Below are 20,648 nucleotides of genomic sequence, written 5' to 3' on the forward strand. Positions count from 1 at the left end.
TTGTTTCCCCATCACTTATTTCTTCAGTGCCGGATCTTCCATTACCTTATGCTTTCCATGAACGGTAAGTGCCTTATCTTCCGGCAGAGAATAGCTGCTATCAGTTATATCATACTGTGCATTCTGATAATTGTTTCCTGCCCGCAGGATGCTGCTCAGGGAATCAAACATGAGATCATTGGTAAAGAATTCATCCTTATGCTTTTCCACATTGCTTACAAGCTGCGGATAATCCTTCCGGTATTCCGGTGAGAAGTAGAAGAACACCGGAGTATGTACCATGGCGAAGGTGAATCCGCCTTCTCCGTGTCCATTGACCATATCTTCCCCATGGTCCGATGTATAAATGAGAGCCTTCAGGTTCAGATTCTTTTCTGCATAGTCAAAAATCCGGCTCATGATGTCATCAGTATATTTAACCGAAGTATCATACTGTACCACACTGTCTTTGGTACTGTTGTGTACTTCCGGATAGCCAGCCGGATATCTGTCCATGTACCGTGTATGTGAACCGTACATATGGATGATGACAAAATTATTTCCTTCCTTCGGTACCTTCTTCAGCAGGTCCAGAAGGGCCTTATCATCCTGCGGCGCCGGATTGGTCCACAGCTTATGCTTGGCTTCTTCCGCTACCAATCCATAAGCCGCCGTACCATTGGCCATGCGGTTATGATTGCCAAGCCACCAGGTCTGATAACCTGCCTTGTTGGCCACATCCAGAATGGATACAGCGTCAGAGAAGGACTGATCATGGTACTGGTTTTCGCTGGTGAGAACCTGTTCCAGTGCCAATGCGGTGGCCGGGAAATTGGAATATGCCTTCTTATACAGAATGGCCTGATTGGACTTCGCCATTCTGGAAAGCCACGGGGTGCTGTCATCCGTAAGCGCCGGATTGAACGCGGTCATCCGGTCGCGGCACTCACTTTCCCCGATAATCAGGATAACTGTACCCTGAAGCGGTTTCCCCTGCTTATCCGTAATCTGCAGTTTCTTATAATTTTCCTCATGTGACTTTTCCGCCTTGATTATGCTGGCCTGATACCGTCTTGCCAGCTTCAGTTCATACAGAGGATAGCAGCGGGGTACCCAGCGGCGAATAGTAAGCCCGGCCATGATGAGGATAAGGACAATGAATATGGTCCTTGTCTTTCCGCTCCATATCATAGAGGGCATGACCGGAGAAACCTTCTTTTCCTTCCCTGTGGAAAACCAGCCCATAAACAGACCACCGACAATAATCAGAAGGGCTACCAATCCCAGGCCGGCCAGCTTTGCCGTATCAAAATGGGTAGTCATGAATCCGACAGTTTCCTGCCAGCTGGTCATAATGACCGGAATCATATCCTCTGCAGGGAACATGTTGTGATAAATAAAGAAATAAACCAGGTAGGAAATGGCGGACACGCTGAAAAAAATGACCGACAACGCGATAATCCCTGTGGCCGCCGGACGCACCTTTTTGTTCTTTTGCCCAGCCGCTGCCAGGAGTGTCAGTACGATTCCCACAGAAAGGGCACTGAGATAATAGGGATTCACCAGGTCAAAATCCGCATGCCATCCGTGCATAGATGTGCCAATGACATAGGGATAGATGCTTATCATCAGCAGATAGATGCCTCCCGCCGGAGCCCACAGCTGGGACAGCAGGTGCTTCTTTACTATCACCTGCCCCAGAATGAGGATAACCAGCCCCATAGCAAAATCACGCATGCTGTTATGCCATGCCAGGATACGTCCGATGCCGCAAAAATAAAACCAGGCAAAGGTAATCACCTGAAGAATCAGCGCTTCTATACCTGCCCAAATCTCAAAATTCCATTTCTTACCCATTTTGAAAAAATTCCTTTACTCCTTACTATCTGTAACCCGTATATTTTACTGCCTGTCCTCTGCAATATGTACCCTGCCATGCATGGTCATTGCCTCATCCTGTGAAAGATCATAGTCCTGACTAGACAGGTCAAAACGGTCCGTGCGCCCATAATTTGATGCCTGCATGAGGCCGCAAAGGGTATCAAACACTAAATCATTGGTAAACACACAGTCCTGATGACTGCGCAGAGATTCAGCCCTGTCCTTATGTTTCTTCCTATACGACGGAGAAAGATAGATCCACAGAGGAATCCGGGTCATATCAAAGGTAAAATGTCCGGTCCCGTGGGTATATTTCATATCTTCGCTGTGGTCCGATACATACATGATAACCGACGGATGTAATTTCTTCTCTGCCTTTTCCCACATCCTGCGGAGGATGTCATCGGTATAGGCAATAGAGGTATCATATTCGGAAATCCGCTGGCTGCTTCCGGAAATTACCGGGAAATCCACCGGATATCTGTCCCCATAACGGAGATGGCTGCCCATGATATGAAGAATCACCAGATGATGCCCATTTTCAGGAATAGTATCCATCACATCCAGAAGCTGGGCATCATCCCCGGCAGGCGCCGGTACTTCCACTACGTTATCCGCAGTGTGCATAAGGTACTCAGTCAGGTAATCGTTCCCCTTATGGTTGGTGCACCACCAGGTCTCATATCCGGCTGCCCTGGCTGCATCGATGATGGATACCAGATAATCTTTCGAATGATGATTATACTGGTTCATCCCGGTGAGCATCCAGCTTATGGTCTGCGCCGTCTGGGTAAAGCAGGCATAGGTTTTCGGGAAGAAGAAAAATCCATCCTCCACCTTAACCGCAGATTGCCACGGTGTGGTTTCCTGCGGATACTCCGGATTAAAGGCCTTCATATGATCCCGGTTGGCGCTTTCCCCGATTATGAGGAATATATTACCATCCGGTTCTTCTTCCGCTTTCTGCTTAAAGCGGTGCTCCAGGTTGTATACATGTACTTCTCCGGCCTGTTTCATTTCCCGTATACTGTTTCCCGCCAGCCGGATTTCCCGGAGCGGAAAGCAGTCCAGGGCGCATTTAATCATGACGATTGCGGAAACAAGCGCCACAACCGCGCTCCCTTTTGTCCAGATTCCCATCTCTCCCATGCCGGCCCATATCATGGCCAGCCCGGCCAGAACCAGCACAAGGAATCCCAGGATACCGCCCAGCAGAACGTTTCTTTTAATCTGCCCTTCCATGTATGCCCGTACCTCCTGCACATGGGTCATCAGCACAGGCACCATATCTGCCGCCTGGAACAGATTCCCATAAATGAAGAAGTAAATGACGTAGGCCAGCGCCGCTATGAGCGACCACAGCAACAGGATAGCTTCCAGACAGGCCACGCCGGTTCCTCCCCAGGGAGAATGCGTCAGCAGCAGAAACAGAGCCGCACCAGCGCTTCCTGTAAGGAATTCCCCTTTAATCCGGGACAATTCCCTGTCTTCTCTGGACTCCGCCCGGCCGCGGCACCACATATAGGGAACCGTCCACAGCAGTAAGAAATATATCGGAGCCAGAGAAGCCGGAGAAACCAGATGTATATTGCCTGCCCATGCAGCAGCCAGAAGGAGAAGTCCTCCCAGGACTCCCATACGCAGTCCGCGCCAGGTCCCTATGTGCAGACAGCCAAAAAGGGCCGCCGCACTATAAAGACCAGCCATCGTGACCAGAATAAGTAAACTGTTTTCCAACATAGAACTGCGACTCCTTTAGGATAGATGAGCAGCCTGTAAGGCTGCAGACAGGGAATCAGATGATTTCCTGTCAGACATCCGACATTAGACCGAAAATCCTTCAGATTTTCATTCAGACAAAACAAAAACTTCCTTATTACCCGTGCAATCCACATAAGATTGCACGGACTCAAGCCAGAGTCTTGCAGACATATGAGCCTTCGGCTCATACGAATCCGGGAATCCGGAACGGATTCCTGCGGACAGCAAACGCAGTTTGCAGCATTATGCTATTCACAGAATTTCATTAAGAATGGTATCCAGGTCCTTATTAAAGCTGGAGATTGGACATCGCAAACAATGCCGCACTGCTGCTCATACGGAGCAAGGACAAAGTCTTGTCCTTGCTGGCTACAAGTCTTCTATTTTAGAAATTTGCAGAATTTCAATAAGAGAGGTAGCCCGGTCTGCTAAAAAGCTTGAAGTTGGAATTCATAAACAATGTTTCTGAGCCATTCCTGCGGACCTCAGATTTTGGTCTTTATATATTCCACATACCATTTCACCATTTCGCCATAGTGATGCTGCATTCTGGCGGTTCTGGCGGCCTGGTGGAGGTTCTTTCTTCCTTTCGGAGGAACGAGCGGGTAACCCTTCCATGGGGATGCCTCCTGCAGGGCAGCATATTCCTTTACTGCCGGCCAGTCCTGTACCCAGCTGTGCCAGGGTTTTGCGTGGCCTGCGAAATGAATGATGACCTGATTTCTGTAATCTTCATTTTCTGGCTGTTTTGCAAACAGGGACTGACGATCCAGATTGTACAGGTAGTTGTATTTCTTTGGCAGGTACTTTACCCGGCCATCCAGCATCTGGTTATGGATATCCTGATCGTGGTGAGACAGACGGTTGCCTACCTTCGCCACGTTTTCCTGTGCCCTTCTGACGATGTCATCAAACAGGCCGTCCTGCATCCACTGATCGATGTGGATGAGCATCATGCCGGCATTGAAATACTTGGACGTGCCGACACGCTTCGCGTTGCTTTCTTCTCTCCGGTCCGTCACCACGGCTGCGTCAATTCCGGTGAGGTCCAATTTCCAAAGCGGTGTCAGATCACCGCGGCACATCATATCTCCGTCGAGATACAGCACCCGGTCAGTAAGGCTGGCCAGGGTAGGCGCCACGAGGAACCGATAGAAAAAGGCGGCTACGCCGTCAGACAGCAGCAGGCTGGTAAAGCAGCTATCATCAATAAGATGGACATACACCGCTGCCTTCGTCATCCGTGACAGGTCGATAAGATGTCCCCGTTCAGTATCACTGAGGGCATTCACAAAGAAGTGGAAACTCAACGGCATGTCCGGATTCCATTTTCTTACGGAAAATGCCACCACGCCCATATGGGAAATATAGTCCGCCGTACCGGTAAAGGCGATGTGGAAAGATTTCTCTTCCCCGCCCCGGCCCAGACGGATGGTCTTTATAATTGCGTTGCTTAATACGTTGGCCATAACATCCTCTCAGTCTGCCAGATAACGATATAATTTGGAAAAAGCCTCTACATCCTTCATATGGAAGACATCCAGCGCTTTGGCCAGATGCCCGATGAGACCATGTTTTCTTAAAAATGCGCGGGCCCATTCTCTGGTCTCTCCGCCGGCCGCCCCTGCATATCCTGCCTCCAGTGCCTTCATATAGTCTTCTTCTGCATACGGTTCACGGAGCAGGGACAGAAGGAGGAGCAGATAGTCCAGAGCCATGCATTTCTTCTTGTTTTTTGACCGGGGCAGATTTTCCCAGTCGAGCAGCGTTACCTGCCCATCCTTATACAGGAAATCACGAAGAGCCGGCCGCCCATGGGTCATCCCCGCCTTATGCAGTGCGCCCAGTGCCGCTCCGGTACGGGTGAGGATATCCAGCTTTTCCTCTTTGCTGACATCCTTCTGCCGCATCCAGTGATTGATATTCTCGCCGGCTGCCCTGGTAACCATGCAGTCCGCGTCCAGATATACAATTTCCGGAGACAGCCCGGTCAGGCTGTGCGCCATGGCTGAGCGTGCCACTTCGGTATAAAACTGTACATTGACGGATGACTTGGCGAACTGATTGCGTCCATTGGAAAGCCTCCGCTTAATCCAGTAGGTCGTTCCTTCAAAAGTAAAAGGGATATTCCGTTCCTCCGGCTGTCCGGCAATGGCTTTCTGCAGGGACTCTTTAAATGCTTTATCTGTAATCATAACTAATTCTCCCGATGGGATTGATATTCGTACAACCTCAATTCCAATTATATTATTATATCAAGTTATGGCAAAGATTGCCCCTGAAAAACGCAGTTTTCTTCGTTGTGACCGGTACATTTCCCCGGGGAAGACGCTTTATCTTTTTTTCCGGCCCCGTTGTATAATAGGGAAGATAAGTCAGAATTTTCATTATTTATACATTTTATGCATTCCATATCAGGGAGGATGTACATTATGAAAACCGCAGGATTGGCTGATAAAGCACTGCTCAAACGGTGTGTTGTCGTCTTCGTGGTCACTGTGATTGGTACTCTTTTATATGCCATCGGGATGAATGCGTTCTTTGTTCCCCACCATTTCCTGGCCGGAGGGCTGGCCGGTATCGCCATGATTATCTATTACCTTACCGGTTTCCCCATCGGTACAATGAACCTTCTCTTAAATATTCCACTGCTGATTCTTTCCCTCCGCTATATGGGAAAGTTTTATACGGCGGTTTCCATCCTGGGAACGGTAACGCTGTCATTTTTTATTGATGCTACCGCCTTTCTCAGCCAGTCTACCATTATTCAGAGCCCACTGGTCTCTGCCATTACCGGTGGTTTCATCATCGGTATCGGCACCGGCCTTCTGTACCGCTATAACACCAACAGTGGCGGACTGGACATCGTAGGCGCCATTTTAAAGAAATACTACAATCTGGAAATCGGCAATGTAGTCTTTGGCCTGAACGTGATTATTGTCGGTGCCAGTGCCGCCATATTCTCCCTGGAACGTGCCGTATGTACCTTAATCGGCATGTACCTTACCGCCAATGTGGCTAACCGGGTCGTTATCGGTACCGCGCAGAGAAAAGCGGCGTTCATCGTATCCAGAAAGCCTCTGGAAATTACCGACGGCATTCTTCGGAAAATCGGTCATGGTGCTACACTCCTGGACGGCCAGGGCGGATTCAGCGGCGCAAGAAAACAAATCGTTTTTGCTATCATTGATCTGACGCAGATTGCCAAACTCCGCCAGCTGATCCATGTCATAGACCCACATGCGTTTCTGTTCATTATGAACACCACTGACGTTATCGGTCAGGGATTTACCACACCGGTGGCCACACCTGTCGAAAAAAATCTGCAGCATTCTGCCCGCTATGTAGTAAATGAAGACGGGGAACTGGTTCCTACCAAATTCTGGCAATATGAAATGGACCAGGAAGCCAATCCCACACCGGATAAGGAAACCTATCCCGAAGTCCGGGCAGATGATAAGTAAGGAGGTTCTTTTCACCATGAAAAAATACTTAGCATTACCTCTGGCATTATGCTTTTTCCTGCCCCTATCCGCCAGCGCCTATACGCCGGCCGGCACCGCGCAGATTATTCACTCCTCTGCAGAAACAGGACAGCTGTACTTTTCTACAGCCAGCGAAGGAGACATGAATTTTTCCTCTGCCTCCACCATGTATTTCAACGATGAAACCGGAGCCCTGCTGGCCTTCACCGTCAACGCCGACGGCCACACTATGCACGCCTCCATCCGCAAGAACGGAATACTCATCTGGGAAGAATCCTTCCCGGATACCACACAGAAATACTCTATCACCAGAAAAACAGACAACATATCCCCCTATTTCCTTATGAACCTGGGAAATCGGACGTATGTTGCAAGATATGATAAGGATGGGAAGATGGAGGTCCGGGAACTCCGAACAGACGTCAGAAAATCAGACATCAGACCGGAAGCCTAAGCAGCTTCCTTTCAGACTTAAAAGATAGATATGAGATATGAGGTTTGAGAGAGAATAAGGAAAATCCTTTAATGAGAACATTCCACTTCACCTCTGCAATCCTCAACAATAAAAAGCGACAGGAAATTTCCTGTCGCTTTTTTGTCTGATGCCTGAAGAAAATTTTTCGAGTTTTGTGTCTGATGGCCTGCATTCTGCAGGCGGTCTACCTTTACACAAAGACTCATCTCTAATACCACTCGGCAATCCAGTTATCTTTTTCCGGAAGTATGCCCATCATGAAACGGGATATCTTTTCTTTTATGGCTTCGTCTTTTGTAAGCCAGGTAATCTGGTTTCTCTTAAGAAGTTCATTGAAATCGGAGGTCCCGAAGACAAGTTCTGCCAAGGTATTCACATTCATGCAGAACGAGGGTTCCGGGATATGGTTGCCCAGATTGATTCCGGAGGTGTCTTCGATGTGCAGACGGAGTTTGTAGAAGATATCATCCTGGAGAGCATGAATTTCCCCATCTTCGGCCCGCACCATATATATCCCATTGTTTTCACTCAGTACCGGATCTACCAGCTGGAATGAATATTCTCCATGTATCTGTTTCTCACAGGGCAGACCATCAATGACCCCTACCGGATCGGTGATGCGTGCCATCATGAACGGGAAGGTGCGGTTTTCAATATATGTATGTTCCGCCCCATTAGGCCAGTAGTAGAAGGAACAGTCGTCCAGCGGTTCATACCATATGCACCGATCAATAGAACCGCGGTGCCCGGCCATGAAAGCATAAAGTCCCCTGCGACCGCGATCCGATGAATACGCCATTTCATTGGCTATAAGACGCCTTCCGTCCATACCATAGCATAAATACCCTATCGGACCCGTTTCATCGCCTGTAACGGCGATATAGCCCTCATTCAGCTGGCCTTCGATAAAGGTCCGCCATGTCTTTTCGTCGCGCTGGGTAAATCCGTTCCTTCTTTCTGTGAATTTCTCATATACGGAAGCCAGAATATGCCATTCATCGGGAGAAGAAACAGTCATTGCCTTTTCCGGTTTTTCCCCAATCCGTGCCAGCCATTCCGGAGCAGCACTGCGTTCCCACTGCTGTACATAGAAGGAACAGCCCAGAGGCATATAGAAAGAGGCATCCGATGGCATAAGGATGACTGCAGATTTTCCACGGGACCTGGATATGCGGAAAGCATTCTTCAGCAGCTTACTGGCGATTCCCCTGCCTCTGGCTGCCGGGTGCGTAGCCACCCCCACCATATAATCCACGGGCATACTGTTCCCCCGAAGATTCAGGGTATACGGCCGCAGGTGCAGATCGGCTGCGATATGCTGGTTCTCTTCCGCTACCACCACATCGTCCATCTGGCACACCCGGGAGAAATACCACTGAAAAAATGGTTCATCTGGTTTTTCAAAACAATAGGCCCACAGCGCTTCAATCGACTTACGGTCTGCTTCCGTCGCTCTTCGAAACTGCATCTTGCTTCACCTCTCCTGACTGTTCCTTATTTGCCCAGGGTACCTGCCAATACGACATTATACTTTTCTGCAAAGTGATCCGGGTTATATTCCATCTTAGCCTGACGGAGTCCTGGAACTCCCAGATCTTCTTCCCGATTCACAAATTCTGTATCTGCAAATTCATGGAGAATGAAATCCCGGTTAATGGCCTGATAAAGTCCGCGGATTTCCGGATTAGCCTTTTCAAAATGAATATGGGCCACCTGGTCATTCATCTTATCCCCAATGGTAAAAGCTTCAATCTTTCCGTAAATGCGGATGACGGCTCCTTTTACCCCCAGGGCATCCCAGTTATCAAAACAGAGTCCGATAGAATATTCTTCATCTTCAATATCCCCATGACGTTTGAACCATTCGGCAGAAGCCTGTTTTACTTCTTCCATATTTTCGTGGGTAATCGGTTCATATACATAGTCCGGATAGGTTCTGAGGAATCCATTGAGATGATTCTTCTTCATACGAAACTTTTTCCCTGGAAGACGGATAAGGTCACTGGTCTTATAAATGTATTCAAAGTCATCCCGGTCTTCTTCAAATTCATATTTTCCAGGGCAGAGCTGCTTAATCTGTTCCACTACCCAGGGAGATGCCCCCATGAGGCGGAACGGCTTGCCCATGTCTTCCAGGTGCTTTCTGATGATTTCCAGGCCATGTACAAACGATGCGCCCTTTCCTTCAAATGGAGGCATAAAATAAGCCATGTCTCCACGACCGGCTCTGACAAACAGAATATTATCTTCTACTGCCCACATGGTGCTGTATGCGTGCTGCCAGAGGAACAGGGTATTAAAGGAACAGTCACACTGCTGATAATGATGTTCCCCAAAAAATGAATTGATATAATCCTTATCTTTCATCTCAAAATGATGAAATTCCATAATAACTCCTCACTGTGGTCTTTCCCACGATATATCCACTCTATATTTAATATTCTAAATCTAATAGTATTGTAGCATATACCGCAAATGGCAGGTCTCCCTTTTTCGACTGTCCTCTCTATGTGGACATTTTGACAGGATTTATATAAACTTTACCGACATCAGCTGATTTTTTCAGTTCAAAAAAAATTATTTTGTCCCCAAAATCCAGAAATTCACAGGGTTATTCTACTTATTCACCAATTCACATTTCACTATTCACTTTCTCCACAAGCGATGTAATTCCAGATATTATCGTGGGTTTAATAGATTTCCTCCGTTTTTGTAAACAGATATTCAATAACTTATTCACAGTTATTCACATTCTTCTGTGTACATCTAGAGTGTACACTTATGATAAATCCCCCATATTATCTGATTTTTAGAAAATATTCACTATGAAGAATTCACCTTTTTCACCTGTTTTGTGGATAAACCTGTGAATAAGTTGAATAACCCGGCTTTTCATGGGAAATTCTTTACAGCAAACAAATAATCGATGAACAGATTTTCGGGTTTCCACATATTAAGATTTTACGCACTTTTTACAGGATACTGATAATATTTTCACTTGTTATCATCTCTGATTATCCACCACCAGATACCCCCTTCAAAATATCGTCTGCTGGATTTTGGCAGCAAGAGGAAAAATGAAAGGGGAATAGATGCTGCGTATAGCCTCTTTTATAAAAAAGTGAGAAGCAACATATCCCATGGATTCACATAGTGGAATCAAGAATGAGCTAACGCTCATGGTCGTCAAGAGTTGCTTTGCAACTCTCGGGTTGGCAAATTCCTTCGGAATTCGGGTCGGTGCCTTAACATCAAAAGGCAGGTCGGTGTGCTACTTTGGGAGCACAGGGGATGGATGTTGCACATGGCTTTTTCATATAAAGCAAAAACATGGCATACATCAGCACGTTTTCCTATTTCCAACACAGAGAAATCAACTATCCCCCGACGTTCGTTGGATTCGAGACAATGGATTGTCTCGAATGCCTGCCAATCCTTAATGTCTTATATATGGCAGTCTGGCGTGGCAACAATGTCTTGTTGCCACGGGATACAAGTCTTCTGTCTAAGAAATTCATTGAATTTCCATAAAAATGGTATCCAGGTCCGTATTAAAGCCTGATAAAAGTAAGAACGCAGATTTCTGACTAAAACAAACCTGGAAATCGGGTATCACATATAACTTTTTGCGCCAGATCCCCAGAAAGGAGCTGCGTACAGGATTCTAGTCTTTTTGTAGGCTTTAGCATTCTTAGCTTTTATAAGCAATATTCCTCTTCCCCCCTTGTAAAACAGCATGTTTTACACCGCCTCGAGCCGAAGGCTTGCCGACCTATGAGCCTTGGCTCATACCGTCTCGAATCCCGAAGGGATTTGCGGACAGCAAACATAGTTTGCGGCTTTTCGGTCTACTCTATGGCGAATAGCCTCATTGTAAAAATTAAGGCATAATAAAACCACTTTCCGATTTTTTATGGAAAGTGGTTTTATTATACCCTTCGGTCTCCCCTCGCTGCCTCAAATCTCGTTGCTCAACTCGATCTTTCAGCTCATCTTTTATTTGCTAATTCCGCGTTTCAGGTACTGCCGGCCTTTCAGTTCCAGCACATCCTTAGGCCCTTTTCCAATCATGGCCATCATAAAGCGCTGACCGAAGTTCAGTCGTCTCTTATATCTTCTGGCTTCTTCAATAGCGCATAGAAGCAGTTCTCTGGAAGCTGGGCGCAGGATATGCATGATGCTGTCAATACACAGGGCTGGCACAGCCGCCTGGAACATATCGCGCACTTCGTGGTGACATTCCAGGCCGCACTGCTTAAGCATCGTAATCGCCAGGGTCATGGCTTCCACTTCTGCCATATAATAGAGAAGTGTGTTTCTATCGCTCTGCGGTGCCGGACGAATGGCATCAGCCAGTGGGAGCGCCGTGAACAGTACATCATAAATGGCGCTGTTGCCCTGGAACATATCCTCTCCCAGAGTACCATTGCACTTAGCCCAACAGCGAAGGGCCTGCCAACGGTAATATTCCCGGTAGGCCGATAGCACCGGTATCTTTCTGGCCAGATTCAGGTTATGCATCCATGCTTTAAGTTCATGAAGTATGCGGGGTTCTTTTTCCAGCGCACTGACACTCTTTTCATTGTAGTGATTGTTATCATACAGTACCTGGTCGGTAGCAATCAATTTTTTAGCATTCAGCAGGACTTCACTGTTCACATACAGATCCTCATAAAGCACATCTTCCGGAAAACGGACATTCTCCCACAGATGAGCACGGTACACTTTTCTCCATACCTGGGGATCCAATCCAAGGAAAAGTCTGGCCTTGATCATATCGGAAGGAATGTCTCTGCTCTTGATATGCCAGCCCAAGAGACCACCGAGCCCCCGTTCATTTTCATCAAATACATTAAATATGGACATATCCGCATGTTTCTTTTCCATGGCCATAACCATCATGCGAATCATATCTCCATACACATGATCGTCGCAGTCAATAAAACAGATATAGTCCCCGCGGGCATGTTCCAGCCCTACATTTCTTGCCGCAGACACTCCACGGTGCGGCTGATGGAATACGGTAAGCCTTGCATCCAGGGATGCGGCCTGATCAGCAATAGCGCCACTTTTATCTGGTGAGCCATCATCGATAACCAACAGTTCAATCTTGGTATAGGTCTGAGATAAAATACAACGGATGGTTTCCTTAATGTAATCTTCTCCCAGATACACCGGCAAGATGACTGACACCAGCGGCATGGAATTGATTTCTACCATGACAAGCTCCTCTCCCTCAAAAATGCAATACAATAATTTAGTATCTTCATTATATCTTATTTTATTTCCTTTTGGCAGCGTTTCTTTTTAAAAAATTTATTTTTATTTAATATTTTTGCATGTTTATGCTGGTTTTCCTGTTTATTCTCCCGTTTACCTTTGTCCCATACGCGCTGTCGTGTTACACTGATAAGAGCAGGGCCTGGTTATATACCTGTGCCAGCGCACAGACAATTCCACATAAAGGAGGACTATAATGAAAAAACTGATAATTGCTGCAGCCGTAGGGCTGACACTGGCTGCTTCCATGCACGTTTCCGCCAATGCAGGCATTGAAGCCGGCCTCGGAACAAAGGAATCTTATATTGATGCCACAGTGCTTCCAAAACTTTCCATCGGCTATTCCCGTCTGGATCGCGATGAATACGGTGATCAGAATGATATTCATGCCCACTACAAGCTGCTGGGAGACAATCTCCAGCTGCGTGCCGGCTGGCGTAACGATATGAAGCATCAGGATGATTCCTTCTATGGTGGCGCGAAAATCAAGACCGACAGCTTTCTGGGTTTCCAGCCTTATCTCAGCTATGACTGGGGCCAGGAATTCAAGGAAACCAATGTAGGGGTGGACTATAACATTGGCATGGGCTTCGGACTCAACCTGAACTACCATAAATACGACCCAGATCATGGTAGTGATGAATCCGGCCTGGGCGTAGGGGTAAACTACAAGTTCTAAAAGAGACAGCTTCTGATAAGCTCCGAAGATGTTTCTCTAAAAGCTTATACGGCAGACTGTATTCACCGGAATCTAAAATTATAAGAACATAGCAAAAGGACGAAAAGGAATCTGATATCATCAAATTTCTTTTCGTCCTTTGATTCTGTCTGAAGGAAGTTCCATGAACTTCCAGTCTGAAGTCTGAACTGTCTGATTGTCTGTTTATAAGCTTCAGCTTATAAATCAGAACTGATGACTCCAGACCACGGTGAGCCCGTTGCCATTATATCCCGGGTTTCGACGCTTCATTCCATTGGAACAGTGCATAATGGTGTAGCCTACGGAGAAGGAGTCTTTTTCTCCACTCTTCCAGGTGAGCCTGGGACCGGTTCTCCACATGAAACCATAGCCTCTGCCACCGGCAGGAAACGCCTTATTGTAAAACATAAGTGTCCCGGTGGCATCCAATCCTCCGTAGAGCTTTCCTGTGAGCTCATGTTCATATCGTCCCATAACCGATGGACCGGCACCCCAGGCATCTGAATTCCGCTTTACCTTATCATCATCTGTAAGGGTTCCGTGATTATCCGTAACGGTAAGCCCACGGTACCAGGAAATTGTTCCCCGCTGTCCCATCTTCTGATAAACATGTACCGTATCATTACTGATATGCCGGTCATTAAAGATACAAGGATGCATAGAATCATACTGGATTTCCCATGTATTCCTCATATTATTTCCATTATCTTCTGCCATAGCGGCACCTGCCGGCAGAATCGCCGCCACCCCAATAAGGACGGCAGCCAATCTTCTCATATCTTTTCTCATGGTCCAACCTTCTTTCCTTATTATTATCTATACTCTATATTATAAACAATCTGGCAGAAACCAGCTATAGTCTGTGCTGCCTGTAAGTATTTCCATCCATTGTGGAATTTCAGATACCAGGCAATGAAAAAACCAGCGATGTTTCCTGGACATCGCTGGTCTCGTATAAGGGGATTCTCAAAATCCGTGGGTATGCACATCAGGCCGGCATAGCGGAGGTCTTAAGTCTGTATGCGGTCTGTACCCTTCCTTGTTATAATGGAAAGTATACCGGATTGATGGCAACTAATCAATAGATAAACGGTTAACAATTTCTAACATTTTATTTATTAAGAAAAATTAATATTATATTTTCTTATATTAGCATACGCTTATTCTTTCCCATATGAAAAATGAGCTGTGAAAAATAATTTCTCATTTCACAGCTCATGGCTACGTCAATCATTACCTGGCAACGGTAACCCGTGCGGATATATCTTCTTTTTCTTTCGGTTCTCTTTCTGATTCCACGCCGCCAAATGGCATCTGTGCAATAAGGCGATAGCCATCTGGTACCTGGAACATATCTTTTACCAGAGGGTCGATAACCGGGTTGTAATGCTGAATATTAGCACCGACTCCTAATTCAGCAAGTCCTGCCCAGATATTGATCTGCAGCATGCCATTGGCCTGCTGTGCCCACACCGGGAAATTATCCGCATAGCGCGGGAACTTTGTCTGCAGAGCCTTTACAGTATTGTCATCAATGAAGTACAGAATGGTTCCATAAGCCGCCTTAAAGCTATCAATCTTTGCTCTGGCTACTTTACCGCCAAATGCATCATAGATACCATCCCAGAGGGTATCCTGCTTATCCCCTAGAACCACAATTACCCGCTGGCTCTTCATGTTAAATGCATCGGGAACCAGTTCAGTAGCTTCCTTAATCAGGTCAAGCACCTCGTCTTCACTTACCGGAAGCTGCCGGTTTAATGCATATATAGAACGCCGTCTTTTCAGAACATCTGTCAATCTGGTCATTGCTGTACCTCCTTTCTACTGAGTATATACATATATTCATTATTTTACCTTCTTCCAGCAGAAAAATCTACGAAAATTGTTCACTTTTGATTCCCAGATATCTGGTCTATAATAAAAAGGCCGATCCCCGGATACTGCTGAGAACGATACCAGTATCCGGATTTCCATCATCTATTATGGGCACCGCCCCGGTAAAGGAGAATCAATCAAATGAAACGCAGCCAACGCCGCCAGATGCAGGAAGCTATAAAGGAAATTCCTTTTGCTGTCTTCTGTCTGGACACTGAAAAAAATGACGAAGCATCCAAACTGGCAGAAACCATGAACGCTCCCTTCTTCACATCCCCGGAGTCCATGGAAAAGACTGCCCTCTATGTGGTATATGACCAGGAAGGCACCTGCCTTACGGATGGAGAAATGACCCTGCGCGGCGACTACATCCCCAGGATACGCCGGCTGAAGCACCATAATCTCACCCACGAAGCCCTCATAAAAGCGGCACACAGCAAGGATAAGAAGGAACATCTTACTGCAATCGACGGAACAGCCGGTCTGGGGGAAGATTCCCTCCTTCTGGCCGCTTACGGTTTTTCTGTCACCTTATGCGAACATAATCCGGTCATTGCTGCACTGCTGAAAGACACTCTGGCACGTGCCAGAACCATCCCGGAACTGGAACCTGTGGTATCCCGCATGACTGTATATGAAGGAAGCTCCCTTACCTGTTTCGCATCCCTCTCCACACCACCAGATGTCATTCTCCTGGATCCTATGTTCCCGGAAAGAAAAAAGAAATCCAAAGTAAAGGAAAAGCTGCAGCTTATCCAGAAGCTGGAGTCCCCATGCACAGAAGAAAACACACTGCTGGAAGCGGCACTGGCCACCGGGGCGCCTAAAATCATCATCAAACGCCCGGCCAAAGGTCCATGGCTGGCTGACAGAAAACCGAGCTACGTTATCGAAGGAAAAGTGATTCGGTATGATGTAATAAGACAATGAGCGAATCTCAAAAAAATCATACGTTCAGATAACAGACTGGAAATCTTTCCGCCTTCCTTTACTCAACACAGAGAAATCAACTATTCACCCTCTGGTCCGCAAATGATCTCCTTTCTCTCCAGAAAGGGGGGCATTTAATAATTTTTCCTATGTTGCAACATACAGTATTCTACTTGTCCCCACCAGCTTTTGCATTCTTAGCTTGTATAAGAGAACATTCCGCTTCGCCCGTGATTGATGATAATTCTAAAATTGCAGAACCATACGTTTAGGCCTACATCCCTGAATACATATTTCCACATGCAAAAAGCAGAAAGAATCTCAGATAATTGGGATTCTTTCTGCTTTTTATTTTATATGAAGAGATTATATGGGATATCTATCTGCAGATTAAAGTTTGCGACCTTTCAGTTTCCAGGCTGATACCTGCAGAAAATCCTTCTGAATTTCGTGTCCGAGGGAGATTCTTCTGCGTGTTTGCAAATTCCCTCAAACCTGTCTTTTCAGCTCATCTTATTTTTCTTCATCAAGAACGCGGGCGCAGCGTGCGCATACATCCGGATGATCCGGGTTGGATCCTACAGAGTCCAGATGCTTCCAGCAGCGTTCGCACTTCTGTCTGGTGCTCGGTGCTACGGATACGCGTACACCATCTTCATTAGTCAGTGCATCCGCCGGTGCCGCAGAGGTATCATTGACCAGTTCCACGTTGGAAACGATGAAGAAGTCAGAGAGGAAGTCTCCCATAGCCTTCAGGGTTTCATATGCGTCGCCTTCTGCGTAGATGGTTACATCTGCATCGAGCGGGTGGCCAATAATCTTAGCAGCACGGGCATTTTCCAGTGCCTTCATGACATCGCTGCGGAGAGCCAGTCTTGCGCTCCACTTTTCATCCAGTGCGCTGTCCAGGTACTGCGGCTTCATAGCCGGCCAGTCTGCCAGATGCACGCTGGCTTCCTTGCCTTCTACCGCTGGCATAGCCTGCCATACTTCTTCTGCGGTGAAGCAGATGAATGGAGCCATGATGCGAACCAGGCTGTCCAGGATTTCATACATAGCGGTCTGTGCAGAGCGACGCAGTCTGGAATCCGCAGTTTCGGTATACAGACGATCCTTGAGGATGTCCAGATAGGTTGCGGACAGGTCTACAGTGCAGAAGTTGTGTACTGCGTGATACATAACATGGAACTGATACTGTTCACACGCATTGGAAACTTCTTCCTTCACCTGTTCCAGACGGAGCAGTGCCCAGCGGTCCAGTTCGTCCATTTCTGCATAAGGAACGGCATCGGTTGCCGGGTTGAAGTCAGCCAGATTGCCAAGGAGGTAGCGGAATGTATTTCTGATCTTGCGATATACATCACTCATGCTCTTGATAATCTTATCGGACAGTCTTACGTCGCTCTGATATTCTACAGAGGAAATCCAGAGACGCATAACGTCAGCGCCGTACTTGTTGATAATGTCCTGCGGAGCTACAACGTTACCTACCGACTTACTCATCTTGCGGCCTTCGCCGTCCATAGTGAAACCATGGGTCAGTACTGCCTTGTATGGAGCATGTCCGTTAACAGCTACAGAAGTGAGCAGGGAGCTGTGGAACCAGCCACGGTGCTGATCGGAGCCTTCCAGGTACAGATCGCATGGATAGGCAGCACCCTTCCATTCTTCACGCGGATTCTTCAGCACGCCGTTCCAGGTAGAACCGGAATCGAACCATACGTCCATGATATCCTTTTCCTTGTGGAAATGATGGCCGCCGCAGTGCGGGCAGGTGAATCCTTCCGGAAGCAGTTCTTCTGCACTGTACTTCCACCATGCATCGGAACCTTCCTTTTCTACGATATCCACTACCTTCTGTGTGGTTTCATGGGTAATTACATACTTACCGCAGTCATCGCAGTAGAATGCAGGAATCGGAACACCCCAGGAACGCTGACGGGAAATACACCAGTCCTGACGGTCACGAATCATATTATAAAGGCGGTCATGACCCCATGCCGGATAGAATGTGGTATCATCCACAGCCTTCAGAGCCTTGTCTCTGAAATCATTGATGGATGCAAACCACTGTTCTGTTGCGCGGTAAATAATCGGGTTCTTGCAGCGCCAGCAGTGTGCATACTGATGATGAATGGACTTCTTGCCCAGAAGTCTGCCAGCATGAGCCAGGAGGGAAATAACCGGACCTTCTGCTTCCCAGATAGTCTTGCCGACAAGGCCCAAGCCTGCTTCTTCGGTCATACGGCCCTTTTCATCTACCGGGCAGAGAATTTCCTGCTTCAGCTTGCCTGCATTTTCATAAGACTTATATACTTCAAAGTCATCCACACCATGGCCAGGAGCGGTATGTACGCAACCGGTACCTGCATCGAGAGTTACGTGGTTGCCTTCCAGTACATAGACTACGCGGTCTTCATACAGTGGATGCTGGAAAGACTTGAGATCCCATTCTGCGCCGAGCATTTCACGGCCTGCAAATTCATAATTTTCCACCTTGCAGTCTGCCAGAGCTGCCGGAGCCAGTTCCTTGTTCATCAGGTAGTATTCATCATTGTCCAGGTTATGAACCCATACATAGGTGAACTTCGGATTTACACTGATGAATTCGTTAGCCGGAATGGTCCATGGGGTAGTGGTCCAGATGACAGCAAAGAGCTTATCCTTCGGTACACCTTCCGGAGCCAGGTCACCTACATCCAGTGCAGGGAACTTAACGTAAATGGACGGAGATTTTCTGTCCTTATATTCAATTTCTGCTTCTGCCAGTGCAGTTTCGCAGTGCGGGCACCAGTAAACAGCCTTCTTACCCTTGTAAATGTAGCCCTTGTCGGCCATAGCGCCAAATACTTCCAGCTGCTTGGCTTCCAGATGCGGATCGAAGGTTACATACGGATGTTCAAAGTCGCCGACAACGCCCATGCGGATGAAGTCTTCTCTCTGGATGTTGATCCATCTCTTAGCATAGGCAAGGCACTTTTCACGGAGCTGAAGTGGAGTCATGGTGGCTCTGTCTTCACCGGATTCCTTCAATACTGCATATTCAATCGGAAGGCCATGGGTATCCCAGCCCGGCACGTAATGAGCAGCATAGCCCTTCATGAACTTGTAGCGGACAATGATATCCTTCAGTGTCTTATTCAGCGCATGACCGATGTGAATCTTGCCGTTGGCATATGGCGGTCCATCATGCAGTACAAAAGCCGGAGCGCCGTCTTTTCTTCTCTTTTCCAGACGCTGATGATACAGGTCCATATCCTTCCACATTTTTACAAAGCCTGGTTCTCTTTTCGGAAGATTGCCACGCATAGGGAAATCTGTTTCTGGCAAGTGCAGAGTCTTGCTGTAATCCATAATCTATTCCTCCTGAAAACAAAAAATCCCGCCCCAATAAGGGGCGAGAATTTATCCCGTGGTACCACCCTAATGACCTTTCGGTCACTCGGTACAGTTAACGATGTCCCGGCAGGGCTTTTCTTCCCTGCAGCTCCAGAGTGATCTGGCTATATTCTGTCATACCCGCTTTCACCGTACCGGGCTCGCTCTGATGACAGGTCATATATCCCGTCTCTATCTTCGCCTTTGAATTTTCTACATAATACCCTTATCAAAGAGCATAGTCAAGTGAAATATAGAAAAACTGTGAAAATAAAGGATTATGTATTCTACGAATAGTCTCTTTATAAAAAAGACGAAGAGCAGCATATTACCGCTATTCCTATGGATTCACATACAGCATTCTACTTTCCACCGTCATTCGTCGGTCCCCGTGACTGCAGACCAGTCCACCATGCATACAACTCAGGACGATGTGAAGGCTGTGCAGAAGCGTACCTTCTGCAGGAGAAAAAAGATTCTGAATATTTGCAACCTTTCCTATATTCCAACATAGAGGAATCTACTTTCCACCAGCCGCCAACAAAGACCGGGCTGTCAATATTATTGAAATCAAAGATTTCATAATTCTATGGACTTACAGCCAATGACGACAAGCTATTAGTACCATAAAAGTGTAGTTGTTGGAGAATGATCATCTTCATCAGCTGCACTTATTTATTTATAATTAGGGGAGTAATTGGTCTGACGAAAAGCCATTGGATTTCGCATCCGTACGACAAACTGTCAACCCGCCCCTTGTTATAAATATTCGATTAAGCAGGTTGGGATTTGCTCCCGTGTAACGAACTAAACTGAATGATAATAAGTGTGGCTGGAACAATTACTTTTATTTAAATTATCAGGAGGTGCGCTATGATTAGCGTAGGTATTGATGTCTCTA

Annotated in this window: 14 protein-coding genes; 4 read left to right on the plus strand and 10 right to left on the minus strand. The window is 46.9% G+C overall.

What is annotated here, in order from left to right:
- Positions 1-15 precede the first annotated feature (15 nt).
- From BLQ79_RS06245 to BLQ79_RS06260, 4 genes are all read right to left on the minus strand, one after another.
- Positions 16-1,836: a phosphoethanolamine transferase gene (locus BLQ79_RS06245; protein WP_091364934.1), complete on the minus strand. Its 1,821-nt coding sequence runs from the start codon at positions 1,834-1,836 to the stop codon at positions 16-18.
- Positions 1,837-1,881: 45 nt separating this feature from the next.
- Positions 1,882-3,600 (minus strand): phosphoethanolamine transferase, encoded by a 1,719-nt coding sequence (locus tag BLQ79_RS06250; RefSeq protein WP_091364936.1) that lies wholly within the window; start codon positions 3,598-3,600, stop codon positions 1,882-1,884.
- Positions 3,601-4,106: 506 nt separating this feature from the next.
- A complete protein-coding gene (locus tag BLQ79_RS06255) occupies positions 4,107-5,090 on the minus strand; it encodes a glycosyltransferase family 8 protein (protein WP_091364938.1) in 984 nt (327 codons plus the stop codon).
- A 9-nt stretch (positions 5,091-5,099) separates the two neighbouring features.
- Positions 5,100-5,816 (minus strand): BUD32 family EKC/KEOPS complex subunit, encoded by a 717-nt coding sequence (locus BLQ79_RS06260; protein WP_091364940.1) that lies wholly within the window; start codon positions 5,814-5,816, stop codon positions 5,100-5,102.
- Between the two features lie 237 nt (positions 5,817-6,053).
- Here BLQ79_RS06260 and BLQ79_RS06265 point away from each other — a divergent pair, with 237 nt between their 5' ends.
- Together BLQ79_RS06265 and BLQ79_RS06270 are read left to right on the plus strand one after the other, a co-directional pair.
- Positions 6,054-7,085: a YitT family protein gene (locus BLQ79_RS06265; RefSeq protein WP_091364942.1), complete on the plus strand. Its 1,032-nt coding sequence runs from the start codon at positions 6,054-6,056 to the stop codon at positions 7,083-7,085.
- A 16-nt stretch (positions 7,086-7,101) separates the two neighbouring features.
- On the plus strand, positions 7,102-7,560 hold the full coding sequence (locus BLQ79_RS06270) for a hypothetical protein (protein WP_091364944.1): 459 nt from the start codon (positions 7,102-7,104) through the stop codon (positions 7,558-7,560).
- A 229-nt stretch (positions 7,561-7,789) separates the two neighbouring features.
- On the opposite strand, the gene BLQ79_RS06275 is transcribed toward BLQ79_RS06270, so the two are convergent.
- The 3 genes from BLQ79_RS06275 to BLQ79_RS06285 form a co-directional block, all read right to left on the minus strand.
- Positions 7,790-9,049 (minus strand): GNAT family N-acetyltransferase, encoded by a 1,260-nt coding sequence (locus BLQ79_RS06275; protein WP_091364946.1) that lies wholly within the window; start codon positions 9,047-9,049, stop codon positions 7,790-7,792.
- A 26-nt stretch (positions 9,050-9,075) separates the two neighbouring features.
- Positions 9,076-9,969: a DUF2156 domain-containing protein gene (locus BLQ79_RS06280; protein ID WP_234944944.1), complete on the minus strand. Its 894-nt coding sequence runs from the start codon at positions 9,967-9,969 to the stop codon at positions 9,076-9,078.
- Between the two features lie 1,608 nt (positions 9,970-11,577).
- Positions 11,578-12,801 carry a glycosyltransferase family 2 protein gene (locus BLQ79_RS06285; RefSeq protein ID WP_091364948.1) on the minus strand — a complete coding sequence of 408 codons (1,224 nt, stop codon included), beginning with the start codon at positions 12,799-12,801 and terminating at the stop codon, positions 11,578-11,580.
- 256 nt (positions 12,802-13,057) lie between these two features.
- Here BLQ79_RS06285 and BLQ79_RS06290 point away from each other — a divergent pair, with 256 nt between their 5' ends.
- Positions 13,058-13,540 carry an autotransporter outer membrane beta-barrel domain-containing protein gene (locus BLQ79_RS06290; RefSeq protein ID WP_091364951.1) on the plus strand — a complete coding sequence of 161 codons (483 nt, stop codon included), beginning with the start codon at positions 13,058-13,060 and terminating at the stop codon, positions 13,538-13,540.
- A 225-nt stretch (positions 13,541-13,765) separates the two neighbouring features.
- Here the strand turns inward: BLQ79_RS06290 and BLQ79_RS06295 are convergent, their stop codons facing one another.
- On the minus strand, positions 13,766-14,350 hold the full coding sequence (locus BLQ79_RS06295) for an acyloxyacyl hydrolase (RefSeq protein ID WP_091364954.1): 585 nt from the start codon (positions 14,348-14,350) through the stop codon (positions 13,766-13,768).
- 444 nt (positions 14,351-14,794) lie between these two features.
- Positions 14,795-15,370, minus strand: coding sequence for a nitroreductase family protein (locus tag BLQ79_RS06300; RefSeq protein ID WP_091364957.1), 576 nt, complete (start codon positions 15,368-15,370; stop codon positions 14,795-14,797).
- Positions 15,371-15,580: 210 nt separating this feature from the next.
- On the opposite strand from BLQ79_RS06300, the gene BLQ79_RS06305 reads away from it, so the two are divergent.
- Positions 15,581-16,369, plus strand: a complete 789-nt coding sequence (locus BLQ79_RS06305) for a class I SAM-dependent methyltransferase (protein WP_200779847.1) — start codon at positions 15,581-15,583, stop codon at positions 16,367-16,369.
- Positions 16,370-16,882: 513 nt separating this feature from the next.
- Here BLQ79_RS06305 and ileS read toward each other — a convergent pair.
- Complete coding sequence (gene ileS / locus BLQ79_RS06310; protein WP_091364959.1) at positions 16,883-19,723, minus strand: isoleucine--tRNA ligase; 2,841 nt, start codon at positions 19,721-19,723, stop codon at positions 16,883-16,885.
- Positions 19,724-20,648 lie beyond the last annotated feature (925 nt).

Source organism: Dialister histaminiformans, from assembly GCF_900103425.1.
In the GTDB taxonomy this organism is placed as follows: Bacteria; Bacillota; Negativicutes; order Veillonellales; family Dialisteraceae; genus Allisonella; species Allisonella histaminiformans.